At 54.6% G+C, this 23,232-nt stretch carries 18 protein-coding genes; 9 read left to right on the top strand and 9 right to left on the bottom strand.

The genetic code is table 11. The annotated features are described in order from the left end of the window. Nucleotides 1-31: 31 nt before the first annotated feature. On the bottom strand, nt 32-1,147 hold the full coding sequence (locus ACMHLI_RS07225; protein ID WP_413528860.1) for an ABC transporter substrate-binding protein: 1,116 nt from the start codon (nt 1,145-1,147) through the stop codon (nt 32-34). 208 nt (nt 1,148-1,355) lie between these two features. Between ACMHLI_RS07225 and ACMHLI_RS07220 the strand changes: the two genes are divergently transcribed. Continuing rightward, nucleotides 1,356-2,453, top strand: a complete 1,098-nt coding sequence (locus ACMHLI_RS07220; protein ID WP_413528859.1) for an LLM class flavin-dependent oxidoreductase — start codon at nt 1,356-1,358, stop codon at nt 2,451-2,453. Between the two features lie 9 nt (nt 2,454-2,462). Continuing rightward, on the top strand, nt 2,463-3,401 hold the full coding sequence (locus ACMHLI_RS07215) for an ABC transporter substrate-binding protein (RefSeq protein ID WP_413528858.1): 939 nt from the start codon (nt 2,463-2,465) through the stop codon (nt 3,399-3,401). Between the two features lie 48 nt (nt 3,402-3,449). Here ACMHLI_RS07215 and ACMHLI_RS07210 read toward each other — a convergent pair whose 3' ends face one another. Continuing rightward, on the bottom strand, nt 3,450-4,328 hold the full coding sequence (locus ACMHLI_RS07210) for a LysR family transcriptional regulator (RefSeq protein ID WP_413528857.1): 879 nt from the start codon (nt 4,326-4,328) through the stop codon (nt 3,450-3,452). A 112-nt stretch (nt 4,329-4,440) separates the two neighbouring features. Here ACMHLI_RS07210 and bla point away from each other — a divergent pair, with 112 nt between their 5' ends. Together bla and ACMHLI_RS07200 are read left to right on the top strand one after the other, a co-directional pair. After that, on the top strand, nt 4,441-5,328 hold the full coding sequence (gene bla, locus ACMHLI_RS07205; protein ID WP_413528856.1) for a class A beta-lactamase: 888 nt from the start codon (nt 4,441-4,443) through the stop codon (nt 5,326-5,328). 154 nt (nt 5,329-5,482) lie between these two features. Beyond that, the gene (locus tag ACMHLI_RS07200; protein WP_112167741.1) at nt 5,483-5,710 is read left to right on the top strand and encodes a hypothetical protein; all 228 of its coding nucleotides are present in this window, start codon (nt 5,483-5,485) and stop codon (nt 5,708-5,710) included. 162 nt (nt 5,711-5,872) lie between these two features. On the opposite strand, the gene ACMHLI_RS07195 is transcribed toward ACMHLI_RS07200, so the two are convergent. Beyond that, nucleotides 5,873-7,042: a serine hydrolase gene (locus ACMHLI_RS07195; RefSeq protein ID WP_413528855.1), complete on the bottom strand. Its 1,170-nt coding sequence runs from the start codon at nt 7,040-7,042 to the stop codon at nt 5,873-5,875. Nucleotides 7,043-7,514: 472 nt separating this feature from the next. Here ACMHLI_RS07195 and ACMHLI_RS07190 point away from each other — a divergent pair, with 472 nt between their 5' ends. After that, entirely contained in the window at nt 7,515-9,821 is a 2,307-nt protein-coding gene (locus ACMHLI_RS07190; RefSeq protein ID WP_413528854.1) for an FdhF/YdeP family oxidoreductase, read from the top strand. 147 nt (nt 9,822-9,968) lie between these two features. Beyond that, a complete protein-coding gene (locus ACMHLI_RS07185; protein ID WP_413528853.1) occupies nt 9,969-11,912 on the top strand; it encodes an exoribonuclease II in 1,944 nt (647 codons plus the stop codon). A gap of 778 nt (nt 11,913-12,690) precedes the next feature. Here ACMHLI_RS07185 and cbl read toward each other — a convergent pair. The 3 genes from cbl to ACMHLI_RS07170 all read right to left on the bottom strand — a co-directional run bounded on the left by cbl (nt 12,691) and on the right by ACMHLI_RS07170 (nt 16,599). Then, nucleotides 12,691-13,650 (bottom strand): HTH-type transcriptional regulator Cbl, encoded by a 960-nt coding sequence (gene cbl, locus ACMHLI_RS07180; protein WP_413528852.1) that lies wholly within the window; start codon nt 13,648-13,650, stop codon nt 12,691-12,693. Nucleotides 13,651-13,771: 121 nt separating this feature from the next. After that, nucleotides 13,772-14,716 (bottom strand): 2-hydroxyacid dehydrogenase, encoded by a 945-nt coding sequence (locus ACMHLI_RS07175; RefSeq protein WP_413528851.1) that lies wholly within the window; start codon nt 14,714-14,716, stop codon nt 13,772-13,774. Nucleotides 14,717-14,928: 212 nt separating this feature from the next. After that, on the bottom strand, nt 14,929-16,599 hold the full coding sequence (locus tag ACMHLI_RS07170; protein WP_413528850.1) for a fibronectin type III domain-containing protein: 1,671 nt from the start codon (nt 16,597-16,599) through the stop codon (nt 14,929-14,931). Nucleotides 16,600-17,067: 468 nt separating this feature from the next. Between ACMHLI_RS07170 and glgX the strand changes: the two genes are divergently transcribed. Next, nucleotides 17,068-19,350 carry a glycogen debranching protein GlgX gene (glgX, locus tag ACMHLI_RS07165; RefSeq protein ID WP_413528849.1) on the top strand — a complete coding sequence of 761 codons (2,283 nt, stop codon included), beginning with the start codon at nt 17,068-17,070 and terminating at the stop codon, nt 19,348-19,350. A 39-nt stretch (nt 19,351-19,389) separates the two neighbouring features. Here glgX and ACMHLI_RS07160 read toward each other — a convergent pair whose 3' ends face one another. Beyond that, nucleotides 19,390-20,004, bottom strand: coding sequence for an FMN-dependent NADH-azoreductase (locus ACMHLI_RS07160; protein ID WP_413528848.1), 615 nt, complete (start codon nt 20,002-20,004; stop codon nt 19,390-19,392). A gap of 127 nt (nt 20,005-20,131) precedes the next feature. Here ACMHLI_RS07160 and ACMHLI_RS07155 point away from each other — a divergent pair, with 127 nt between their 5' ends. After that, complete coding sequence (locus ACMHLI_RS07155) at nt 20,132-21,034, top strand: LysR substrate-binding domain-containing protein (RefSeq protein WP_413528847.1); 903 nt, start codon at nt 20,132-20,134, stop codon at nt 21,032-21,034. A gap of 6 nt (nt 21,035-21,040) precedes the next feature. Here the strand turns inward: ACMHLI_RS07155 and apbE are convergent, their stop codons facing one another. Continuing rightward, complete coding sequence (gene apbE, locus ACMHLI_RS07150; RefSeq protein WP_413528846.1) at nt 21,041-22,090, bottom strand: FAD:protein FMN transferase ApbE; 1,050 nt, start codon at nt 22,088-22,090, stop codon at nt 21,041-21,043. 92 nt (nt 22,091-22,182) lie between these two features. Further along, entirely contained in the window at nt 22,183-22,314 is a 132-nt protein-coding gene (locus ACMHLI_RS07145; RefSeq protein ID WP_413528845.1) for a hypothetical protein, read from the bottom strand. A 35-nt stretch (nt 22,315-22,349) separates the two neighbouring features. Between ACMHLI_RS07145 and ACMHLI_RS07140 the strand changes: the two genes are divergently transcribed. Further along, on the top strand, nt 22,350-23,171 hold the full coding sequence (locus ACMHLI_RS07140; RefSeq protein WP_413528844.1) for a mannosyl-3-phosphoglycerate phosphatase-related protein: 822 nt from the start codon (nt 22,350-22,352) through the stop codon (nt 23,169-23,171). The last annotated feature ends 61 nt before the right edge of the window (nt 23,172-23,232 follow it).

Below are 23,232 nucleotides of genomic sequence, written 5' to 3'. Positions count from 1 at the left end.
ACGTTATTCGTTTTACATTTTTCCTCACCTGTTACTTAGCAGGTAACGTACTCCAGTAAGTCCCGCTGAACGGCACCGGCAGAAACTGTTGATAAAGATCTTTCATGGTTTGTTGCGGATCGACATCCTTGAACAGTTGCGGATACATCGCTTTAGCAAACACTTCTACATCCACCAGATGGTACGGGCTGAGGTAGAAGTTATGCCAGACGCTGTACGCACGCCCTTCCCGCACGGCTTTCAGCGTGGAAAGCACCGGTTGCTGATCCATCACCTGACGGAAACTCTGCGCGGCTTCTTCCTGTGTGACCTGCGGGCCCAGCATCAGATTCGACACTCGCTTGCCTTCAGGCCCCGCCATACCGGTAGTGATATACACATCCGGATTTGCGACGATCACCGCTTCCGGGTTTAAATCGCCATACACGCTTTTAAACGCGCCTTTAGCAATGTTATCGCCACCCGCATACGCCAGCAGATCCGCCAGATTACCGTGAGAAACCGTGGTACAACAGGCTTCACGCCGCCCCAGATGCAACTGCAACATCACTGTAGGCTTCTTTCCCTGATAGGCAGCAATACGTTGTTGTACGCGACTCATATGCTGCTGATAAAAGGCGATAAAACGCGCCGCTTTTTCGGGATGGTTGAGGACATCGCCTAACAGCTTCACGCTGGGGATCGTGTTATGCAGTTGATCGACACGCAGATCAACGTAGATCACCGGGATCCCCGCTTTGGTCAGGGCTTCCTGCATCACATCGTGATCGTCCTGCTTTTTGGCGTAAACGGGCAAAATCACCAGATCTGGCTTCAGCGCAATAACCTTCTCGACGTTCATCTGGGTGTAGTTATTCTGCCCAAGCAACGGGATCTTACCGATGTCAGGAAAGGCTTTCAGATACATCGCCCAGCTCTGCGCATCCAGCGACGCCATATCCCCCGGCCATCCCACCACATGCTGCGCAGGGTTTCCGTCCTGAACCAGCGCCAGCGTATATAACATCCGGCTTTCGCCGACGACGATGCGCTGTGGATTATCGGGGACTTCAACCGTGCGTTGAGAAATATCGGTGACCGTTTTGGCCTGCACCGCACCAGCGAGCAGCAGGCAGGAGATCAACAACGAAGGAATGAACTTAGGCATAGTACCTCGGGGAAGGATTTTTAATGTGGGGATGATAATGATAATCGTTGAGAACAGCAAACGTCAGGACAGGACTCTTTAATGCGCATTTTTAATATTATCTTATCAATATAATGAATTTCTAACATAGTAATAAGCCGTTTATGGTGATAACTCCTGCCAGCGCAGCCCCCCCTCCGCTGGCCTCTGACCCGAGGAGAGACAGCTCATGAGCGTGCAATTTATTGGGATGATCGGCCACCGGCTGGCGTCTGAAATCATCCCGCCGACCGGTCCGGTTTTTGATAAGCAATACATCGCCGACTTCGCCAAAGCCCACGAAGACGCGGGTTTTGACCGCATTCTGGTGGCCTACGCCTCTGACCAGCCGGACGCTTTTCTGGTGACTGCCCATGCAGGGGCACACACTTCCCGTATTCACTTCCTGCTGGCGCACCGCCCCGGGTTTGTTGCTCCCACGCTGGCGGCACGCAAGCTTGCAACGCTCGATCACCTGCTGGATGGCCGCGTCGCGGTGCATATCATCAGCGGTGGCAGCGATGCAGAACAGCGCCGTGACGGTGATTTCGAACCTAAGTCTGGCCGCTATCAGCGTACTGATGAATATATCGATGTCCTGAAAAAAAGCTGGTATTCAGAAAAAGGTTTCAATCATCAGGGCAAATTCTATCAGGCAGAGAATGCCTTCTCCGCCATCAAACCCCATCAGCAACGTTTGCCGGTATTCTTTGGTGGCTCCTCTGAAGAGGCCATCCGCGTGGCCGGTAAACATGCTGATGTCTTTGCGCTGTGGGGCGAACCGCTGGCAAGCGCCGCGGAAACGGTCGCCGCAGTGAAAGCCTCGGCGGCAGCGCACCAGCGGGAGATAAACTTCAGCATTTCGTTCCGCCCTGTTCTTGGCAACACTGAGGAAGAAGCGTGGGCGAAGGCCGAGGAGATCCTGGCAAAAGCCAAAGCACAGCAGGAGAAAAATGGTCAGGTGCTGGCGGCCAAACCCCAAAGCGTCGGGGCGCAGCGTTTGCTGGATGCGGTGGCAAAAGGTGACCGGCTCGACAGTTGCCTGTGGACCGGCATCGCGGGGCTGATCGGCGGCGGGTCTAACTCGACGGCGCTGGTGGGGACACCTGAACAGGTCTCCGACGCGCTACTCAAATATTACGATCTGGGCATTACTACGTTCCTGATCCGTGGCTTTGATCCGCTTAATGATGCTGTCGACTACGGCAAGCACCTGATCCCGCTGACGAAGCAGAAAATCGCTGCCCGTCAGGCCAGTCATCAACCTGCCCGCGCCAGTCTGGTCTGAGGAATTGCAATGCGATTGAATGTGAAAAATCTTCTGCTGGCTGTGTCACTGATCGGCAGTATATCTGCGGCATTTGCCGGATCTGTGACACTGCGCGTGGCGGATCAAAAAGGGAATATGCGCGCACAGCTGGAAGCGGCGGGCAAACTGGATGATTTGCCGTACAAAATTGAATGGTCGGAATTCCCCGCCGCTGCCCCGCTGGCAGAAGCGCTGAACGCGCAGGCGGTGGATATCGGGATTATCGGAGATGCCCCGCTGTTGTTTGCCGAGGCTGCCGGCGCGCAGCTGAAAGCTATCGCGGTGGATAAATCGGACGCCTATGGCACCGCGTTGCTGGTCAGGCCCGACAGTCCGATTAAAACGGCGGGCGATCTGAAAGGCAAAAGTATCGCCACCAACCGTGGATCTATCGGGCATTTCGTGGCACTGAAAGCGCTGGCATCTGCCGGGCTGAGTGCCAAAGATGTCACCTTCCGCTTTCTGCCGCCGAGCGATGCCAAACTGGCGCTGACGCAAGGTTCCGTGGACGTCTGGGCGACGTGGGAACCTTACACCGCGTTTGCAGAAACGCAGGATCATCTGCGGGTTCTGGTTAACGGACGCGGCCTGTGGTCGGGCAACAGCTTCCTCGCGGCAACGGATACGGCGCTGAAAGATCAGAGCAAACGTGAGGCGATTGCCGACTATCTCCAGCGTCTGAGCGACGCGCAGGTTTGGGCGTATAAAAATCTGGATGCCTACAGCGGCAAGCTGGCGAAGATTATCGGCTTCCCGCTCGATGCGGCAAAGCTGTCATTTGAACGGCGCAAATCTTACTGGCAGGCAATCGATTCAGCGACCGAAACACAGCAACAGCAAACGGCGGATTTCTATCACGCTCAGGGATTATTGCCCGTTGCACTCAACGTGACCGGCACGTTTGATCACTCTTTCCTGCTGAAATAATCCTGCTTTTCGGCACCGGTTCTCCGCCGGTGCTTTTCCCTTTCGACACTATCGCTCTGATACCACCAGCAACTCCCTGCTAATCCAGTCGTCGAAGACCTGCATCGCGGATGACATGCGTTTAGATTTGAGCCGCGTCAGCCAGTAACTGCCGAGCGTGATTTCAGTCGCAAAAGGCCGTACCAGATTTCCACTCTCCAGCTCGCGGGAAAACATCGATACCGGCACCAGCGCCACGCCTTCAGCCTGCATGGCGGCTTCCACCATCAGACGCGAGGAATCAAACACCGCGCCCGTCGCCCGCCACGGTGTCAGCCCGGCAGCCGTCATCCATTTATCCCATTCATCAGGACGGTATGAACGCAATAGTATTTCTTTGGTCAGAGATTCGGGATTCGTCAAACGGCGGGCGATTTCTGCAGAGCATAAAACGGTGTGCGGTGCGTCGAAAAGCAGCCGGTTATCGGTCGCCGCCCAGGTGCCCGTGCCAAAACGGATGGCGAAATCCAGGCCTTCAGAAGCCAGATTGACCACGTTATTATTGGTGAGAATTTTCAGTTCGATAAAGGGATGTTGTTCGCGAAACGCCTTCAGCCTTGGCAACAACCAGCCGACTGCAAAGGTGCCGACCACCGCAATGGTCAGTACTTCGTGGAAATACCCGCCCTCAAAACGCTTAAGTACGGTCTGGATCTGGCTGAAGGCCTCGGTCAGAACCGGCAACAGCACCAACGCTTCGTCGGTCAGCTCCAGTCCGCGCGGCAATCGTTTAAATAGCGCAGTGCCCAGCTGTTCTTCCAGTAAACGCACTTGCTGGCTGACCGCTGCCTGCGTGACACTCAGCTCAAGCGCAGCACGGGTAAAGTTGAGATGTCTGGCTGAGGCTTCAAAAGCACGCAGCGCGTTGAGAGGCAGAGATGTCCGCATAATGCCTTATCCATAAGTTTTTCTTTATCCTGCGCGAAATTATTCTCGCTTGTCAATAATCCGTCAAACAGGGATATTGCCGACCTCCGTACTACAACAGATAAGGATTTCTATGTTCAATAATACATTTCGTCATAAAGCGCTGCTGACCGTCGCCCTGATGCCATTGTTATTTTCCAGCGCGCCGCTATGGGCTCAGACGCCTGCGCAGGCCAAAGCCGTGCAGCAAAAACTGTCTGATTTGGAAAAAAGCACCGGTGGCCGTCTGGGCGTGGCGATGATCAATACCGCCGATAACTCACAGACCGTTTACCATGGCGAAGAGCGTTTCGCCATGTGCAGTACGAGTAAAGTGATGGCGGCATCGGGCGTACTGAAAGCCAGTGAGAAAGATAAAAACCTGCTGAATAAGCATGTAGATATCAAAAAGTCAGATCTGGTGAACTACAACCCGATTACTGAAAAGCATCTCGATACCGGTATGACGCTTGGCGAACTCGGCGCAGCGGCGATTGAATACAGTGACAACGTGGCGATGAATAAACTTATCGCGCATCTCGGCGGCCCGGCGAAAGTGACACAGTTTGCGCGCTCGATCGGCGATGAGACATTCCGTCTCGACCGTACTGAACCGACACTCAACACCGCAATTCCGGGCGACAAGCGTGACACCACGTCCCCGCTGGCGATGGCGCAAAGCCTGCGCAAACTGGCGCTGGGTGATGCGCTGGCCGAACCGCAGCGCGCGCAGCTGGTGGCATGGCTGAAGGGTAACACCACCGGTGCTGCCAGTATCCGCGCCGGTCTGCCGGCTTCGTGGACAGTCGGGGATAAAACCGGCAGCGGTGATTACGGTACGACCAACGATATCGCCGTTATCTGGCCTGAGAATCACGCGCCGCTGATTCTGGTGACCTATTTCACCCAGCCGCAGCAGGATGCCAAAGCCCGTAAGGACGTTTTAGCCGCCGCCGCAAAAATCGTGACTGAAAACCTGTAACGTACGACGCCCATGAGGGGTAACCTCATGGGCGTATTGTTCTGTTAGTTTTCCGTGCGTTGCGCAAACTGTGAACTTCCGCCCTGTGCGAAATCGATGAACGTGGTTAATAGAGCATGTCGCCCGATATCAGGCTTAGCTCACAGGATGCAGCATGGAAAATTACGCCAACAAAAGCGGTGATTCACAAGTTGTCAGCTTCCAGATAGATGCCAACTCGATCAAAGTCCGCTTTAAGAATAACCACGTGTATTTATACGACATCCGCCATCCCGGTCCGGAACATCTCGAGAAGATGAAAGAACTGGCGCGATCCGGCTGGGGTCTCAATACCTATATTGAAAGCGAAGTAAAAACGGATTTCTCTTCCAAGGTTTTCTGAACACCGATGCCGTTGTTCTGAGCACTGTGCCATTCACACCGCGCCGTTTCCAGCCAATTACACTTTGTGGGAAGCCGGGAAGTTTGATGTGAAGTTATGACAGATCGAGAGTGAAATAATAAAGGCGCCTCTTGGCGCCTTTGGCTTTTTAACGGGCAAAAATCAGATCTTCAGTTTAATGTAATCAATCGCACGGCTGATGATCCCGCCCTGCGCGACGTCTTCCAGCGCCACCAGCGGAACAGTTTTGATCACTTTACCGTTGTCCACGATATTAATGTTGCCAAGCTCCTGACCTTTTTTCAGCGGCGCTTCGACCTGCGGATTGGTCAGCACGTACTGGGCTTTCAGCTTGTCGGCATCGGCTTGCGGAACGCTAATAAACACGTCGCTCAGTGAACCGACTTTCACCTGATCGTTCGCCCCAAACCAGACGTGCTCGCTGGAGACTGTCTGATTGGCTTTAAATATTTGCTTGCTGGTGTATTCGCGGAAGCCCCAGGTCAGCAGTTTGCGCGCCTGTTCTTCACGCCCTTTCGAGCTTTTGCCCCCCATAACAACAGCAATAAGACGACGATCGCCCTGCGTGGCCGATGCGATAATGTTGAAACCAGCACTTTCGGTGTGACCGGTTTTCAGGCCATCAACCTGTAAGTTTTTATCCCACAGCAGGCCGTTACGGTTTTGCTGAGTGATGTTGTCATACGTCAGCGATTTCTCGCTATACATTTTATATTCCTCAGGTTCGCCACCGATAATCGCGCGGGAAAGTTTGGCGAGATCATAGGAAGTCGTGTACTGACCCGGCGCATCCAGACCGTGTACGGTTTCGAAATGGGTATTGGTCAGCCCCATGCTCACGACGTATTTGTTCATCATGCCGACGAAACTGTCCTGGCTGCCCGCCACGTAATTGGCCATGGCGACACAGGCGTCGTTACCTGAGGTAATGATAATGCCGCGGATCAAATCGCGTACTGAAACGCGATCGCCCGGTTTGAGGAACATCAGCGAGGAACCTTCCAGACTTTTGTTACCGGCGACCCACGCTTCCTGCGGCACGGTCACGATGTCGTTCATCGTAATTTTTTTCTGATCCAGCGCGCGGTCAATCACGTAGCCGGTCATCAGTTTGGTCAGGCTGGCCGGGTTGCGACGGTCATCCGGGTTCCCTGCCGCCAGCACATCACCGCTGGCATAATCCATCAGGACAAAAGACGCGGCGTCAATGCTCGGGGGAACAACCGGGAAATCCAGTGGCGCAACAGCGCTCGCACTGCCCGCAGAGAACAACAACACACAAGATAAAACACTTATTACACTACGTTTCACTGAATCTTCCTTAAACGTGCCGCATTGACCTGAACATAAATCCGCTCAGCATCTATACAAATAATCATACAAAAAAGTCATAGATCGAGATCTGCGGCATAGGGTGCCTGAAAACAGCCTTCAGAAAAACCCTTAGTCTTTTGCTAAGCATTTCATAATGAAACGATTCGGTTACAAGTTGGTTGCTTAAACGCCAAAACAGGCAGTGACTGACGTAATCAATTTTCTTTATCGCAAGATACTGTTTTTGAAACCTTTGAAATTGACTTTAAACGCCCGCCCGTCTTAGAAAATTTGCATTACGCTGCGATAAATCCCCGCGATAGACGGTTTCTATCACACCATCACGGCATTCGATTAGACGTAACTCCATCCCCCTCCTAAACTTGTGACATAAAATTAACAAACGGATTAACATTTGGTCGATCCGATTGTTTCCAGACAAGATAAAAGCCACCTGCGAAGCATAATTATGAAATTCAAAACTGAGATCAAACCCTACCACGGCGCGGCCGGTGGCTGGGGTGCATTGGAATCTACCACCCGTTTCGTCTTCGACAGTAAGAAAGTCCTCTCCAACCTGCGCAACCTGATGCGTGTTAACAAAGGTCGCGGTTTTGACTGTCCGGGCTGTGCCTGGGGTGATGATAACCACAGTACGTTCAGTTTCTGTGAAAACGGCGCGAAAGCCGTCAGCTGGGAAGCAACGCGCAAAGCGGTCGAGCCTGAATTCTTCGCGCAGCACAGCGTCAGCAAACTGCGTGAACAGAGTGATTACTTCCTTGAATATCAGGGACGCCTCACCCACCCGATGCGCTATAACCGCACCACCGACCATTACGAACCGATCAGCTGGGACGCGGCTTTTTCACTGATCGCCAGCCATCTTAAAGGTCTGGAAAGCCCGGATCAGGCGGATTTCTACACCTCCGGTCGCGCCAGCAATGAAGCCTCTTATCTTTATCAGGTGTTTGGCCGCATGTTCGGCACCAACAACTTCCCTGACTGTTCCAACATGTGCCACGAAGCCAGCGGCGTCGGCCTGAAACAGAGTATCGGCGTCGGTAAAGGCACCATCCGTCTGGATGATTTTGAAAAGGCCGACGCGATTTTTGTTTTCGGCCAGAATCCCGGCACCAACCACCCGCGTATGTTGCACAGCCTGCGTCACGCCGCCGATCGCGGCGCGAAAGTCGTCAGCTTCAACACGTTGCGTGAACGCGGTTTAGAACGTTTCGCCGATCCGCAAAAACCTCTGGAAGTCGTCACACCGAAAGCCGGTCGCATCAGCTCTGCCTACTATCAGCCGAATCTCGGTGGTGATATGGCCGCCGTGCGCGGTATCGTCAAAGCGCTGTTGCAGACGCACCGGGAACGCATCGCCTCCGGCCAGCCTTCCCTGTTCGACGATGAATTTATTGCGCAGAACTGCGTGGGCGTGGACGACTATCTGGCGATAGTTGATGCTACCAGCTGGGAAAAAATCACCGGGCAGTCCGGCCTGAGTGAACAGGATCTGCGCGAAGCCGCGGCTATCTATATGCATGCCGACCGCGTGATTTGTACCTGGGCGATGGGCATTACCCAGCATAAACATTCCGTGCCAACCGTGCGCGAAATCACCAACCTGCAATTACTGTTCGGGCAACTCGGCAAACCGGGCGCTGGTTTGTGTCCGGTGCGTGGTCACAGTAACGTGCAGGGTAACCGCACCATGGGCATCGACGAGAAAGCGCCGAAAGCCCTGCTGGATGCGATGGAAAAACACTACAACTTTACGCCACCGCGCACGCCGGGCCATAACACCGTGGAAGCGCTCGAAGCGATGCTGCGTGGCGATGCCAAAGTCCTTATCTGCCTCGGCGGGAATCTGGCCGCTGCCGCGCCAGATACACCGCGAACTTTGCAGGCACTGAGCAATCTGGATCTGTCAGTGCAAATCAGTACGAAACTGAACCGCAGCCACCTGACGCCGGGCCACGAAGCACTCATCTTGCCGACGCTGGGCCGTACCGAGCTGGATATGCAGGCCACCGGCTCGCAATTTATCACCGTCGAAGATTCCTTCAGCATGGTTCACGCTTCCGAAGGCGTAGGTATCCCGTTGTCGAAAGAGCAGCGTTCCGAAACCGCAATAATCTGCGGTATCGCCGATGCGGTGCTTGGTGACAAATACCTCGACTGGATGGCTCTTGCGGATGACTACAACCTGATCCGTGATCACATCGAAGCGACCATTCCTGGTTTCAAAGATTTCAATGCACGCTGCGACATCAAAGGTGGCTTCTATCTGGGCAATGCAGCGGCAGAGCTGAACTTCAATACCTTAAGCGGCAAAGCCAATTTCAGCGCCGCACCGTTGCCGGAAGTGTTGATCCCGATGGGGGATCAGAATGCGCCGTTTACCCTGCAAACTTTGCGTTCGCATGATCAGTACAACACCACGATTTATGGTCTTGATGACCGCTATCGCGGCGTGTATGGCCAGCGCGAAGTGTTGTTCATTCACCCTCAGGATCTGGCTGATTTGGGGCTGAAAGACGGCGAGCTGGTGGAAATCGAAACACTGTGGAACGACGGCGTAGAGCGCAAAGTCAGCGGATTTAAACTGGTGAGTTACGATATTCCGCGCGGCAATCTGGCGGCTTATTATCCGGAGACAAACCCGCTGGTGCCGATGTCCAGCTTTGGTGACCAAACCCACACCCCGACCTCGAAAGCCGTTCCGGTGACTATTCGTCGCTGCGAGCAAACTGTCGATCTGCAACGTATCGCCTAAACCGTTTTGCGAGGCATGCCGTAAATCCCCTCTTTCGCTTCAGGGTTATGAGGCGAAAGGGGGATAAGAGCTTGCCCGACGGGGTCAGATCGCGTAAAACTGTCTGCCGCTAATCGAGCCACATTAACCCCCAATTCTCTGGACGATATGTTTCAAGATAACCCGCTGCTCGCGCAGCTAAAACAGCAACTTCACTCTCAGACTCCACGTGTCGAAGGCATCGTGAAAGGCACTGAGAAAGGCTTTGGCTTTCTTGAAGTAGACGGTCAAAAAAGCTATTTCATTCCGCCTCCGTACATGAAAAAAGTCATGCACGGGGACCGCGTGATCGCCTCCCTGCAAACCGAAAAAGAGCGTGAAGTCGTCCAGCCGGAAACCCTGGTTGAACCTTTCCTCAGCCGCTTTGTAGGTCGCGTCACCAGGAAAGACGACCGTCTTTCCATCATTCCCGATCATCCTTTATTGCGCGATGCCATTCAGTGCCGCGTCATGCGCAACATCAATCACGAAGTGAGCGATGGCGACTGGTGTGTGGCCGAAATGCGCCGTCATCCGCTAAAAGAAGGCGATCACAGCTTCCAGGCTGAAATCACCGAGTGGATCACCACCGGCACCGACGACCTCGCGCCGTGGTGGGTCACCCTGGCACGTCATAATCTGGAACGTGAAGCACCAAAATCTGAGATAGCTGAACTGCGCGATGAAGGTCTGACCCGCGAAGATCTGACCGCCCTGCCTTTTGTCACGATTGACAGCGGCAGTACGCAGGACATGGATGACGCGCTGTTTGTGAAAGACAATGGCGACGGCACCCTGCAAATGACCATCGCGATTGCTGACCCGACGGCGTACGTCGCCGAAGGCAGCGACCTCGACAACACCGCTAAAAAACGCGCATTCACCAACTATTTGCCGGGCTTTAATATCCCGATGCTGCCGCGCGAATTGTCCGATGATATCTGTTCCCTGTGGCCAGACGTCAGCCGTCCGGTTCTGGCGTGTTCCGTCACGCTGAGCACCGATGGCGCACTGGGCAGCGACATTCGTTTCTTCGCCGCCACCATTGAATCCAAAGCCAAGCTGGCCTACGACAATGTCTCTGACTGGCTTGAAGCGGATGAGAAGAGCGAATGGCAGCCAGCCAGCGATGTGATCGCCGATCAAATTCGCCTGCTGAAACGCGTCTGTGACGTGCGCAGCGCATGGCGTACCGAACACGCGCTGGTGTTTAAAGATCGTCCTGATTACCGCTTCGTGCTGGGTGAGAAAGGCAACGTGCTGGAAATTGTCGCCGAGCACCGCCGTATCGCTAACCGCATCGTGGAAGAATCGATGATCGCCGCCAACGTGTGTGCTGCTATCGCCCTGCGCGACAGCCTCGGTTTCGGCGTCTATAACGTGCATACCGGTTTCGATCCGTTGCTGGTTGAGAACGCTGTGACTATATTGCAGGCCAACGACGTGGAGGCCAACGCCGAAGAGTTGCTGACCCTGCCGGGCTTCTGCGCATTGCGCCGCAAGCTTGACGCATTGCCAACGCAGTTCCTCGACAGCCGCATTCGTCGTTCCCAGACGTTCGCAGAAATCAGCACCACGCCGGGGCCGCACTTCGGTCTGGGTCTGGAAGCGTATGCAACCTGGACATCACCTATCCGTAAATACGGCGATATGGTGAATCATCGTTTGTTGAAAGCGATGATCCTGAACCAGTCTGCTGAGAAACCACAGGATGAGATGACTGTCCAGTTGGCTGAGCGCCGCCGCGCCAACCGCATGGCCGAGCGCGACGTCGGAGACTGGCTGTATGCACGTTATCTGGAAGATAAAGTCGGCACTGACGTTAAGTTCAGCGCGGAAATCATCGATGTCACCCGTGGCGGCCTGCGTGTCCGCCTGCAAGATATCGGCGCCGTCGCTTTCATTCCGGCTCCGTTCCTGCACAGCGTGCGCGACGAGCTGGTATGCAGCGCAGACACCGGCACCGTTCTGATTAAGGGCGAAGTGGCCTACCGTCAGAGTGACATCATTGATGTAGCGATCGCAGAAGTGCGGATGGAAAATCGCAACGTTATTGCTAAGCCCGCTGCTTAGCAAACGCTGGGATTATTGATGTGAGTGAAAAGCCGGTTTATAACCGGCTTTTTTTTGTGCGGGGCGCGCGCACGGGGCGGCTTTTAAACCTGACCGAGAATATTTCGGTTTCTCAATTGCAGTGACCACTTTACCCACTGCACCGAAACCGCCAAAGAGGGAGGAAAGCGCCTCCCTCTTTGATCTCCCACGTTTTTTTTAACACGCGCTATCGCTGGACCGATGGCCGTGTTCTGTAAATTCCGTGGGTGCCGCAAATCCAGGCACTTCGTGCTACCTTCACTCGGTCTTCGAGCCATTGGTCTCGAAGCCGCTCCGTTCAGCTGGATTTTTGATCGCGCCATCTCACCATTTAAAAAAAACAAAAAACAAAAAAACAAAAAACAGAAAATTTGAACAGCGTATTTGGTTTTTTATAATGATCCTGAGCCGGTGAAGTTGTGACCTAAAAAGCCTGTGGCCGCGTTCAAAAATCACGCCGAGGAAGAGGTGGAAAACCGCGCGTCTGTTTGCGCGGGTTGTAACCCGACCGGAGGGAACCGCGCAGCGGCGGGATTTTGCGGCAATAGCGAAAGCCGCTGAAACATAGCCGGGATGCATGGCAGGTGTTTTAAAGAGCCCGGGATTCTTAAGGGCGGCGGCGATAAGCCGCCCTTAAGGCCAGTGTGGGTGGCAACCCACGACCTTGACCTTTGGGCCAATTTGGGCGGCAGCCCAACGTCTTAACCATGAAATTGAAATTAAAATTAAATTCCGCCCAGTGCGCAGCCCCGCACTATCAGATCTGATAGTCAATTACCGTCTCACTCTCCTGCCCCGACGCAAAGACCTTCTCCTTAATATCATTCACCGATAACCCCGGATTACATAATTCGATAAATCGCCAGACATAGTTGCGCTGCAGTTGCGCCCTTTTCAGACCCAGCCAGACGGTGTTGGCTTCGAATAAATGTTCGGCATTGATGAGCTGAAGGCCGGTATCGCGGGCGATTTCGTAAGCTTTGTCGGCGAGAATACCCACGCCTAAACCGAGTTCGACGTAGGTTTTGATCACATCAGAATCCTGCGCGCTGAGCACGATATCCGGGCTGAGTGCGGCACGACTAAAGGCTTCGTCGAGACGCGAACGGCCGGTAATGCCCTGACGGTAAGTGATCAACGGCTGCTCGCTGAGATGTTGCAACGTGACGGGGTGCTGCAACGTCAGCGGATGTCCCTGCGGAACAACGATGGCGTGATGCCAGCGGTAATACGGGAATGCCGCAACGGAGGTATCGTTCATCAGTTTTTCGCTGGCAATCGCGACATCCGCCTGTCCGCTGAGCAACATCGCCAGCACTTCGTTTGGAGAGCCCTGATGCAGCTCCAGCCTGACGCCGGGGTAGATGGCGCGGAAGGCTTTGATGACTTTAGGCAGACTGTAACGCGCCTGCGTATGCGTGGTGGCGATGGTCAGCACCCCTGCGTCCTCTTTCGAGAAGACGTCCGCCAGCCGCCGGATGTTCTGGGCTTCGTTGAGAATACGCTCAGCAACGGCAAGTAACTCTTTACCCGGCTCAGTCAGCCCCAGCAAACGCTTGCCACGACGGATGAAAATCTCGACGCCCAGCTCGTCTTCCAGCTCGCGGATGTGGCGGCTGACACCTGACTGCGAAGTAAACAACATGTTCGATACTTCGGTCAGGTTGTAATTGCATCGCGCTGATTCCCTGATAATTTTGAGTTGTTGAAAATTCACCGCCGTCGCCCCTGTCTGTTCTAAAACCCTATTGTTACGGCCTGCGGGTATGCCAGACAAATAAGAAAAAGCGGTTACTTATGCTTTTTCCGACTATAGAGAGTGACAACGGTTTAAGATTTTACTCCGGCACGGGCGTCAGCACCGGTCTGGCAGAGAAATGCGCGCTGAGGTTATCGAGTACCAGCGCCAGCATATTTTCGACCGACTCCGGCGAGCGCCCCGCTACATGCGGCGTGATCACCAGATTATCCAGCGTCAGCAGCGCGGGCGGCACCTGCGGTTCGCCGTCCACCACGTCCAGCGCCGCGCCGGCGATTTCGTGACTTTGCAGGCTGGCGGTCAGCGCGTCAGTATCCACCACGCTGCCGCGCGCAATGTTAATTAAAAAGCCGTCAGCGCCGAGCGCGCGCAACACGGCAGCATCCACCAGCCGGACGGTATTTTTTCCCCCAGGCGTGGCGACCACCAGATAATCCGCCCAGGCGGCCAGTTCGGTCACGCTGTGGAAATAGGGGTAAGCCGTATCCGCCAGGGGTTTACGGTTGTGATAGCCAATTGCCATATCAAATCCGCCTGCTGCGCGACGGGCAATCAGCGCGCCGATGTTTCCTAACCCCACGACACCGAGCTTTTTGCCTGCCATACCGGGAACGTTCCAGCGCGCTTTATTCCACTCACCGTCGCGAACAGCCTGATCAAACTGCGGAATGCGGCGGGTAATTGCCAGCATCAGCGCCAGCGTGTGGTCGGCGACGGAAGAATTATTGGTGCCGGGCCCATGGGTGACGTGAATACCGCGCGTTTTTGCCGCCGCGACGTCAATATGTTCATACCCCACACCCTGTGCACAGATGATTTCCAGCTTCGGCATCGTTGCCATTTCAGCATCGCTCAGACCGATACTGCCGATGGTTAACACCGCCTGAATTTGCTGTGCAAGTTCACAGGAAAGCGTGGCGCGCTGCCCGGGCGTGGTGGCGAAATAGAGGGTAAATCCGGCGGCGGCAAAACGCTCAGGGTAACCAGCGTCCAGCGGGACATGGCTTAGCAACGCGATAGTCATGGAGGCTCCTGTATTCATTTAAGGACAGCAAATACGCTCAGCGCCCGCCCTGTTTGCAGCGGGTCAGAGTGAATATCAGCGAACGCTGCCGTCATGTACAGAAGTTAAACTTTACAGAATGATGCAGACGCAAAAATGCCGGTGTGAAGGGTTCACACCGGCGAAATTAAACAGCACGGATTAAAAAACTGAAAAGTACTTCTGGCAGCGGATTACACCGCCTTGTGTTGATAAGTCGCGATAATCTTGCTGTAGGCGTAAGACACTGTGCCTTCATAAGTACATTGATACAGGTTGTTGTGATCGCTGGTGTGGCACATTTCCAGACCCTGATTGTAATCGCGGGTCGCATCCCAGCCGGAGATGGTGCCGAAATTGTATTTCTTCGCCAGCTCGATCAGTTTTTTCATATGTTCAACGGTAAAGCTCGGGCCGGTATCGTTGATGCCGAACATCGGCGTCACACCAATACGGCGCCACAGTTTGGCATCGGACCACTCGGTGAAGACGGTTTTGATCTGACGATGCATCGCCAGCATCGACATTTCCACACCGGTATACATGTCCGGCGGTGGCGCAACGTCGCCAAAGTCCATCGACATGGCGTTGAACAGTGCCGGCGAAAGCCCGCCATCATGCACCATGCGCACGAAATCAATACCGAAGGACGTCAGCCCCTGCGAATCATCGGACGTCTGCCCGTCAACCGGCAGCGTGAACGCAATTTGCAGTGACGGATTGTTTTTCTGCACCACCGCCATGGTGGCCACCAGACGGCTGAGCATTTCGGTTTGCTGTAACGCGCCGCCTTCGATATCAAAGTCGATATGGTTCACGCCGTAGTTATCCAGCACGCCCTGATACAGCGCAGCCAGCTCACCCACGTCGGTAATGTGCTCTTCGAGGAAGTTGGAGTTCGCCCCGCCGAAGGAAATAGCGACGTCGCCGCCTGCTGCACGGAACGCCGCGATATCGGCTTTACCGTAATCTGAAACCGTTGCATCGCCGGTGAATTCAGCACCGTAGTCACCCACGTTCGCGTCAGTAATGCTCACCAGACCACCCCAGCAAGGACGGTAGTTCGGTGCGCCGTTACCGGCATTCATATCAGCAGACGTAATAAAGCCCAGCGTATAGGCTTTCAGACCGGACTCTTTACCGAAGACGCTGGGACGCGGCGTCGGCCAGCCGGTGAAATCCATAAACGGTGCGTGGTTGAAGCTGTAGTCGCCAGAATCCGGCAAGGTTTTATCGGTGGTGACATTCAGCGCGGGGGATTTAGCCGAGAAATTACCGGCCAGATCGTAAGCACGGACCTGAACACTGTAGGCAGTTTCGGCCGTCAGCCCGACCAGCGTTACTGACGTGCTGGTGGTTTTTTGAGTTTTGGCAACTTTAGTTTTGGTGTTGGTATAGGTGACTTCGTAACCGCTAACCATCACGTTATCAGTAGATGCCGTCCAGCCAACGGTCAGGGTCACCGCGCCGCTCGCCACAACTTTCACGTTGGAAGGCACGGTCGGAGCCTGAGTATCAGCTACCTGATCGGCCGCTTCGCCGTTAACTTTAAAGCCGTGCGGCAGATTACCGATGCTCACGCCGGTGTTGTTGCCGACCATGATGGCGAAGGTGCCCTTACCGCCTGCTGGAATAACGCTGCAAGCGTCAATCAGCGTACCTTTGATAGGGCTGCTCCAGGTTTCGAACTGGAAGTTGATGTTCGCAGATGCGCTCTGTGAATTATCGAGCGTGAATTCTACTTTGCCAGATTCCAGATCGGTATCCGTCATATTAAATACGTCAATAAAACAGGCGGCTGACCAGACGTCGTCAGCATTTTCCCATGCTGCGGAAACCATATACTTTTGTTTGGTAGTGCTCATAAATCGTAACTCCAAAGAGAGATGTAAGTAAGTGAATGACGGAAAGCAGACGATGAGCGCGGGTAAAATTCGTTGTCTCATCGCTCGCCGCTGCTTTCTCTGTAGCCAGTATCGGAGCCTGATTTCAAAAGAGAAAATTACACTGCATCAAAAATTCTCGTGAGAACTGAAGGCTTTAAATTCAGTCAGTAACATGCATATTTGTGAGTGCCGGTGAGATGCCAAAACGCATCATTCAGGAATGTTTTCATCACACTGATTTTTTGCGATGCGGCGTTAGACGCCTCTTTTTTGTCATGCGGGGAAAGTGGATTTGGCGGTTAATTAGCGGCTGAGAGGGGAAAAGCCGGAACTGCAACTACACTGATTTGATAGCAACAGACCAGCAGCCGTGAGAGCTGCCCCTCTTTTGTGCCCAATTCTTTCTCAGGATTTATTCTGATTGACCTGCTCAGGAGTGTGAAACGAATGGCAAAAGCCCGATCCAGCAAAGTGACCCAACCCACAGCCAGCACTGATGAAGTCCGCACTGTCCCCTCTAATTCCCAGGTCAACATCGCTGTTGACGAACTCGGTGTGCGCATCATGCATCCTTACAGCGACGGCGAAATTGTCCGCAGTTTCGATTCCGGCCATACCACCCGCGTACGCGAAGGTTTACCGGTTCCGCTCGGCGCGACGTGGGACGGTCTGGGCGTCAATTTCGCGCTGTTTTCCGCGAATGCCACCAAAGTCGAACTGTGTCTGTTTAACGAGGAAGGCGAACAGTACGATGTCATCGAACTGCCGGAGTATACCGACGAAGTCTGGCACGGTTATCTGCCGGATGCCCGCCCCGGCCTGCTGTATGCCTATCGCGTGCACGGTCCTTACGCGCCACACGACGGCCACCGCTTTAATCCGGCCAAGCTGTTGCTCGATCCTTACGCCAAGCAAATCGTCGGCGACCTGAAATGGGACGACGCCCTGTTCGCCTATGATATGCAAAGCGCCAAGAAGGATTTGCACATTGATAACACCGACAGCGCGCCTTTCCTGCCCAAGTGCCGCGTAATCGACCCGGCGTTCTCCTGGGCACGTTCGCGCAAAAAGCATATTCCGTGGGAAAAAACGCTGATCTACGAAACGCATTTGCGCGGCTACACCATGCGCCATCCGGCAGTGCCGGAGCATCTGCGCGGTACGTTTTCGGGCATGAGCACGCCGCACATTGTGGAATATATCCGCTCGCTCGGTGTGACGTCGGTCGAGCTGATGCCGATCCACGCGTTTACCGATGACCGCCATTTGCAGGATAAAGGGCTGCATAATTTCTGGGGCTACAACACGCTGAGCTTCTTCGCGCCGCATCCGCAATATATGGCGACGCACACCGTGAACGAATTCAAACAGATGATCGCCACCTTCCATGCGGCGGGTATAGAGGTGATTCTGGACGTGGTGTATAACCACACGGCAGAAGGCAATGAGCTTGGCCCGACGCTGTCGTTCAAAGGCATCGACAACGCCAGTTATTACCGGCTGATGCCCGATAACAAACGCTATTACATCAATGATACCGGCACCGGCAATACGCTCAATCTCAGCCATCCGCGCGTGTTGCAGATGGTGACAGATTCGCTGCGCTACTGGGCGACGGAAATGCAGGTGGACGGATTCCGCTTCGATCTGGCGACCATTCTCGGGCGCGAAAGCTACGGTTTCGACGAGGGCTGTGGTTTTCTCGACACCTGCCGTCAGGATCCGATCCTCAGCCAGTGCAAGCTTATCGCCGAACCCTGGGACTGCGGTCCCGGCGGCTATCAGGTGGGCGGGTTCCCGCCGGGCTGGATGGAATGGAATGATCGATTTCGCGATACGGTGCGTAAATTCTGGCGCGGCGACGAAAGCCAGCTGGCGCAGTTTGCCACCCGGCTTTCCGGCTCGGCAGATCTCTTCAATCACCGTGGACGCAAGCCTTACGCCTCGGTGAATTTCATCACCGCCCACGACGGTTTCACGCTCAATGACTGGGTGTCGTACGAGAAGAAGCACAACAGCGCCAACGGGGAAAACGGCAAGGACGGCAGCGATAACAATATCTCGGCCAACTACGGCGTCGAAGGGGCGACTGACGATCCGGAGATCAACGAGCTGCGCCTGCGGCAGATGCGCAATATGCTGGCGACGCTGTTGTTCTCGCAGGGCACGCCGATGTTGCTGGCAGGGGATGAATTCGCCCGTTCGCAGGAAGGTAACAATAATGCTTATTGTCAGGATACCGACATTGCCTGGGTGAACTGGAACGTTGGCGATAAAGGCAAATCGCTGCTGCTGTTTACTTACCGGCTGATCGCCCTGCGTAAACGTTTTCCGATTTTGCATCGCGGACGTTTCCTGACCGGTGCGGTGCATGAAAAGCTCGGCGTGAAGGATGTGAGCTGGTTCCAGCCGCAGGGGCCCGAAATGACGGATGCCGCGTGGAGCGATCCGCACGCGAAATGCATCGCCATGCTGCTCGATGGCCGTGCACAGCCGACCGGCTTGCTGCGTCAGGGATCGCTAAGCACCGTGCTGTTGCTGTTCAACGCCTCGCACAAAGACGTTATGTTCACCCTGCCATCGGTGGCGCACGGTGAGAGCTGGCGGCATATTCTCGATACCTTCCAGCCCGATGACGTGAATGAACATAACTTCGATTTTGGCCGCGAATATGTGTGTACCTCGCGAACCGTGGTGTTGTTCGAATTGATTAGCACCGCGAAACATTAATCTAAAACGACAAACGCCAAACGACATCGCCGCGCTGCTTCAGGCATTGAGGATCTGAAGCAGCGTTTCACGCCCTTCCGCCAGCCCTTTCTCCCGACCAATCGCCTGACGGCTTACGCCTTCTGCGCGGATCACGTGGCAATCCGCCACGCCCATCAGCTCCAGAATCGACGCCAGATACGGCTCCTGAAAATCATGCAGTTTGCCTTCCGGCGTGCTGTACACCCCGCCACGCGTGGAAGCAATATACGCGGTTTTTCCGGGGATCAGCCCCACCACGCCCTGCGGCGTATACCGGAACGTCAGCCCTTTCTGGCAGACCTGATCCAGCCACGCTTTGAGATTGCTGGGGATAGAATGGTTGTACATTGGCGCGCCAATAACCAGCACGTCGCAGGCGATCAACTCTTCAATCGACTGATAGATGCCGTCCAGTTCGGCCTGCAGCTCAGGCGTAATCACTTCATCCTGGGAATTGTGCAGCAGGCTCATCGCGGCGGCGGAAAGATGCGGTGGCGGCGTGGTGCCCAGATCGCGATAAGTCACCACCGCGTCAGGGTGACGGGCGCAAAGCTCGGCAACAATCGTCGCAGACAGTTCGCGGGAGACGGAGCCTTCAGTAAACGGGCTGGAATCAAGGTGTAAAATTTTCATAAGGGTCTCTGTTTTCATCTCTTAGTTAGAATGAGCACAGGGTAATCGTTGTGGTAATCATCTAAAATACCTGATATGACAACATATCGTCGCATATCTGCAACGACACTCAACAGGAAGAACGGACATGCAGGACAATCTTAATGATATGGCGTTGTTTGCCGCCGTGGTAAAGCATCAGGGCTTTACCACCGCCGGGCGGGCGCTGGGGGTGTCGAAATCCCTGCTCAGCCGCCGCGTGGAGGCGCTGGAATCGCGCCTCGGCGTACGTCTGTTGCAGCGCACATCGCGGCATTTTTCCGTCACCAGCGTTGGCGAACGGTATGCGGCTGAATGTCAGAAACTGCTGGAACAGGCGCAGTTCGCACAGCAGGTGATTGATGATTTGCAGCAGAGTCCGCGCGGGCTTTTGCGCATTTCAGCACCGGTGATGATGGCAGAAACGGTGATTGCGCCGCTGATGAAGACATTTCTGACACGTTATCCGGAGATCACGCTCGAGCTTCTGGCGATCAACCGGGCGGTGGATTTACTGGAGGAGAATTTCGACGTCATGATCCGCTCGCACAACGAACCGCTGGAGGATTCCGGGCTGCATCGCAAACCGCTCGGCACCTTGCGCTACATGCTGGTCGCCAGCCCGGCCTTTATCGCCGCCCTGCCTGCACCCGCGTCCGTGGAACAACTGAGCGCATTGCCGACGCTGGTTCGTAAAACACCGTGGGCGGATGAACAATGGGAGCTCGAGCACCCGCTGGAAGGTAGCCGCAAGATCTCGCTGACGCCGCGCATGGTGAGTAACAATTTGCTCGTGCTGTGTCAGGCGGCTGCGGACGGGCTGGGTATTGCACTGCTGCCGGAAATCGCCTGCGCACCGCGGATCGCGCAAGGAGAACTGCAACATCTTTTGCCGGAGTGGCATACGCCGCCCTCTTCGGTTTCAGCGTTGTATGCCAGCCACAAAGGCCAGTCTCCGGCGTTGCGGGTCTTTCTGGATTTCCTCAGTGAGACGCTGAATAATACTCTGTAAAACGCTTTATTCCGGGTCTTTGAGATAGGCTTTGAACTGCGGCGTCATATGGCTTTTGAAGCTGTCGCCGTCCCTGGTGATCAGATACACCGCCAGATGTTGCTGCTCGGCCAGCGCCAGCGCTTTTTGTGTGCCTAGCACCATCAGGCCGGTATCCCAGCCGTCAGCTTCCAGCGCGGTCGGCGCAATCACCGTGGCAGACACCAGTTTGTGGGTGATGGGCTTTCCGGTCGCCGGATCGATGATATGCGAGAGGCGTTTGCCGTTGAGCTCGTAATAATTGCGATAACTGCCGGACGTGCTGATGCCCATGCCCTGCAAATCCACAATCGCCTGCACCGCCGTCTCTTTGTCGGTCGGTTTCTGAATCGCCACCTGCCACGGTTTACCCCTGGCGTTATGGCCGCGCGATACCACCGCACCGCCCACCGACACCAGATAATTGCTGATACCATTGCCTTCCACCAGCCGCGCCAGATGATCGGTCGCATAGCCTTCGCCGACCGTTGAGAGATCGACATACATGCCCGGCAAATCTTTCTGCAAATACTGCCCGTCGCTTTGCTCAATCACTTTCAGATGCTGCAAACCAGTCCGCTCACGCGCAGCAGCGATCTGTTCCGGCGTCGGGGTTTTCACCGGCTGCTTATCCGGGCCAAATCCCCAAAGATTGACCAGCGGGCCAACGGTGATATCCATCGCGCCGTCAGTTAATGTCCCGATACGCATCGAGGTGACAATAGCATCCGCCATACCGGCGCTTATCGGCTGCGGCGCGTTACCCTGATACTGGTTAAAACGTGAAAGTACCGAATCGTCTTTATACGTCGACAACTGGTGATCGTCTTCTTTGAGCTGCGCTTCGATTTGCCCGCGCAGCGCCGCTTCCCGGTTTTTATCGACCCCCGCAAGACTGACACGATAGAACGTGCCCATGGTTTTGCCTTCGATGACCAGCGCGCTGTCCTGTGCGGAAGGCGCTCCATCGCAGGCGGATAACAGACTGACGGCGGACAGCAACAAAGCGTGACGCCGTAATACCGGTGATAAAGACATGAAGAAAGACTCGTCTGAATGCCCGAAACCGGGCAAGAAAAGGTGCGCAATAGTAAAGGATGACATCTAAACCGCAGTGGAACTGCGGCAAATTATCCAGATATTTCACCGCCGGGTAAAGGCGCGTCATCGCCGGTAAAAATTCCTGAAATGTGCACTGCGGCAATAAATGGCATTTTTGAATCTATACTTAGCTGCTGGAACAGAAAGTCATTTGCAAACATGAGCCTCTGTTCTTCCACACAATTGAGGAGAAAGAATGCCGTACCTTGATGATCCCTTAATTATTTTCACCGACCTGGATGGTTCGCTGCTAGACCACCACAATTACAGCTGGCAACCGGCGCAGCAATGGCTGGACAGGCTTGCTGCCGCGCAGATCCCGCTGATTCTGACCACCAGTAAAACGTCCGCAGAAGTGGCGGCCTTGCAGTCTGCTTTACAGTTAACGCATCTCCCTTTTATTGCCGAAAACGGTGCCATGATCCACTTCCCCTCCGGCTGGAGGCCTGAAAGTCCGATGCCTGGCGTACGCTACGCCGATATCCGTCGTACGCTTGAGGAGTTGCGACATCGGTATGATTTTGAGTTTCGCGGTTTTGGCGATGTCACGCCCAAACAGGTCGCTATCTGGACGGGACTGTCTGAGACGGATGCAGCACTGGCGATGCGGCGTGAAGCCTCTGAGCCGCTGATCTGGTTTGGCAACGATCTGGACTTTAGCCATTTTAAAAAATGCCTGACCCGCGAAGGCCTGGCGCTGACCCGTGGTGGTCGTTTCTGGCATGTAATGGGAGTCGATGCGGGAAAAGGTCCGGCGGTGCAGTGGTTAGCCGCCGAATACCAGCGCCAGCGCGGCAAGCCAGTCATCACTCTCGGGCTTGGCGATGGCCCGAATGATTTATCTATGCTGGAAGCGGTCGATCACGCTGTAGTCATCAAAGGCCATCACGATTATGAGATGCCGCTGAGCCGTCACCCTGTCTCACAGGTGTTTCGCACTTCGGAGTTTGGCCCGCACGGGTGGGTTCAGGGACTGGACCATTTTATTACGCTCCCGGGCACGGGAAATCTAAAATGAATGAGAAGAAAAATACTTTAGCTGTTGTTTGTTCCCAATAATTTTATCAATTTTAAAATTG

It is taken from the genome of Rahnella inusitata, from assembly GCF_965118895.1.
Taxonomy (GTDB): Bacteria; Pseudomonadota; Gammaproteobacteria; order Enterobacterales; family Enterobacteriaceae; genus Rahnella; species Rahnella inusitata_A.
This window is presented reverse-complemented; position numbering and strand designations above follow the sequence as displayed.

What these genes read in the sequence shown, in the direction of transcription:
- ACMHLI_RS07190 (WP_413528854.1), top strand. Translation starts at nt 7,515, where the DNA reads ATGAAATTCAAAACTGAGATCAAACCCTACCACGGCGCGGCCGGTGGC.
- ACMHLI_RS07185 (WP_413528853.1), top strand. Translation starts at nt 9,969, where the DNA reads ATGTTTCAAGATAACCCGCTGCTCGCGCAGCTAAAACAGCAACTTCAC.
- bla (WP_413528856.1), top strand. Translation starts at nt 4,441, where the DNA reads ATGTTCAATAATACATTTCGTCATAAAGCGCTGCTGACCGTCGCCCTG.
- ACMHLI_RS07175 (WP_413528851.1), bottom strand. Translation starts at nt 14,716, where the DNA reads ATGACTATCGCGTTGCTAAGCCATGTCCCGCTGGACGCTGGTTACCCT.
- ACMHLI_RS07155 (WP_413528847.1), top strand. Translation starts at nt 20,132, where the DNA reads ATGCAGGACAATCTTAATGATATGGCGTTGTTTGCCGCCGTGGTAAAG.
- ACMHLI_RS07210 (WP_413528857.1), bottom strand. Translation starts at nt 4,328, where the DNA reads ATGCGGACATCTCTGCCTCTCAACGCGCTGCGTGCTTTTGAAGCCTCA.
- ACMHLI_RS07225 (WP_413528860.1), bottom strand. Translation starts at nt 1,147, where the DNA reads ATGCCTAAGTTCATTCCTTCGTTGTTGATCTCCTGCCTGCTGCTCGCT.
- ACMHLI_RS07170 (WP_413528850.1), bottom strand. Translation starts at nt 16,599, where the DNA reads ATGAGCACTACCAAACAAAAGTATATGGTTTCCGCAGCATGGGAAAAT.
- apbE (WP_413528846.1), bottom strand. Translation starts at nt 22,090, where the DNA reads ATGTCTTTATCACCGGTATTACGGCGTCACGCTTTGTTGCTGTCCGCC.
- glgX (WP_413528849.1), top strand. Translation starts at nt 17,068, where the DNA reads ATGGCAAAAGCCCGATCCAGCAAAGTGACCCAACCCACAGCCAGCACT.
- ACMHLI_RS07145 (WP_413528845.1), bottom strand. Translation starts at nt 22,314, where the DNA reads ATGTTTGCAAATGACTTTCTGTTCCAGCAGCTAAGTATAGATTCAAAA.
- ACMHLI_RS07160 (WP_413528848.1), bottom strand. Translation starts at nt 20,004, where the DNA reads ATGAAAATTTTACACCTTGATTCCAGCCCGTTTACTGAAGGCTCCGTC.
- ACMHLI_RS07140 (WP_413528844.1), top strand. Translation starts at nt 22,350, where the DNA reads ATGCCGTACCTTGATGATCCCTTAATTATTTTCACCGACCTGGATGGT.
- ACMHLI_RS07220 (WP_413528859.1), top strand. Translation starts at nt 1,356, where the DNA reads ATGAGCGTGCAATTTATTGGGATGATCGGCCACCGGCTGGCGTCTGAA.
- ACMHLI_RS07215 (WP_413528858.1), top strand. Translation starts at nt 2,463, where the DNA reads ATGCGATTGAATGTGAAAAATCTTCTGCTGGCTGTGTCACTGATCGGC.
- ACMHLI_RS07200 (WP_112167741.1), top strand. Translation starts at nt 5,483, where the DNA reads ATGGAAAATTACGCCAACAAAAGCGGTGATTCACAAGTTGTCAGCTTC.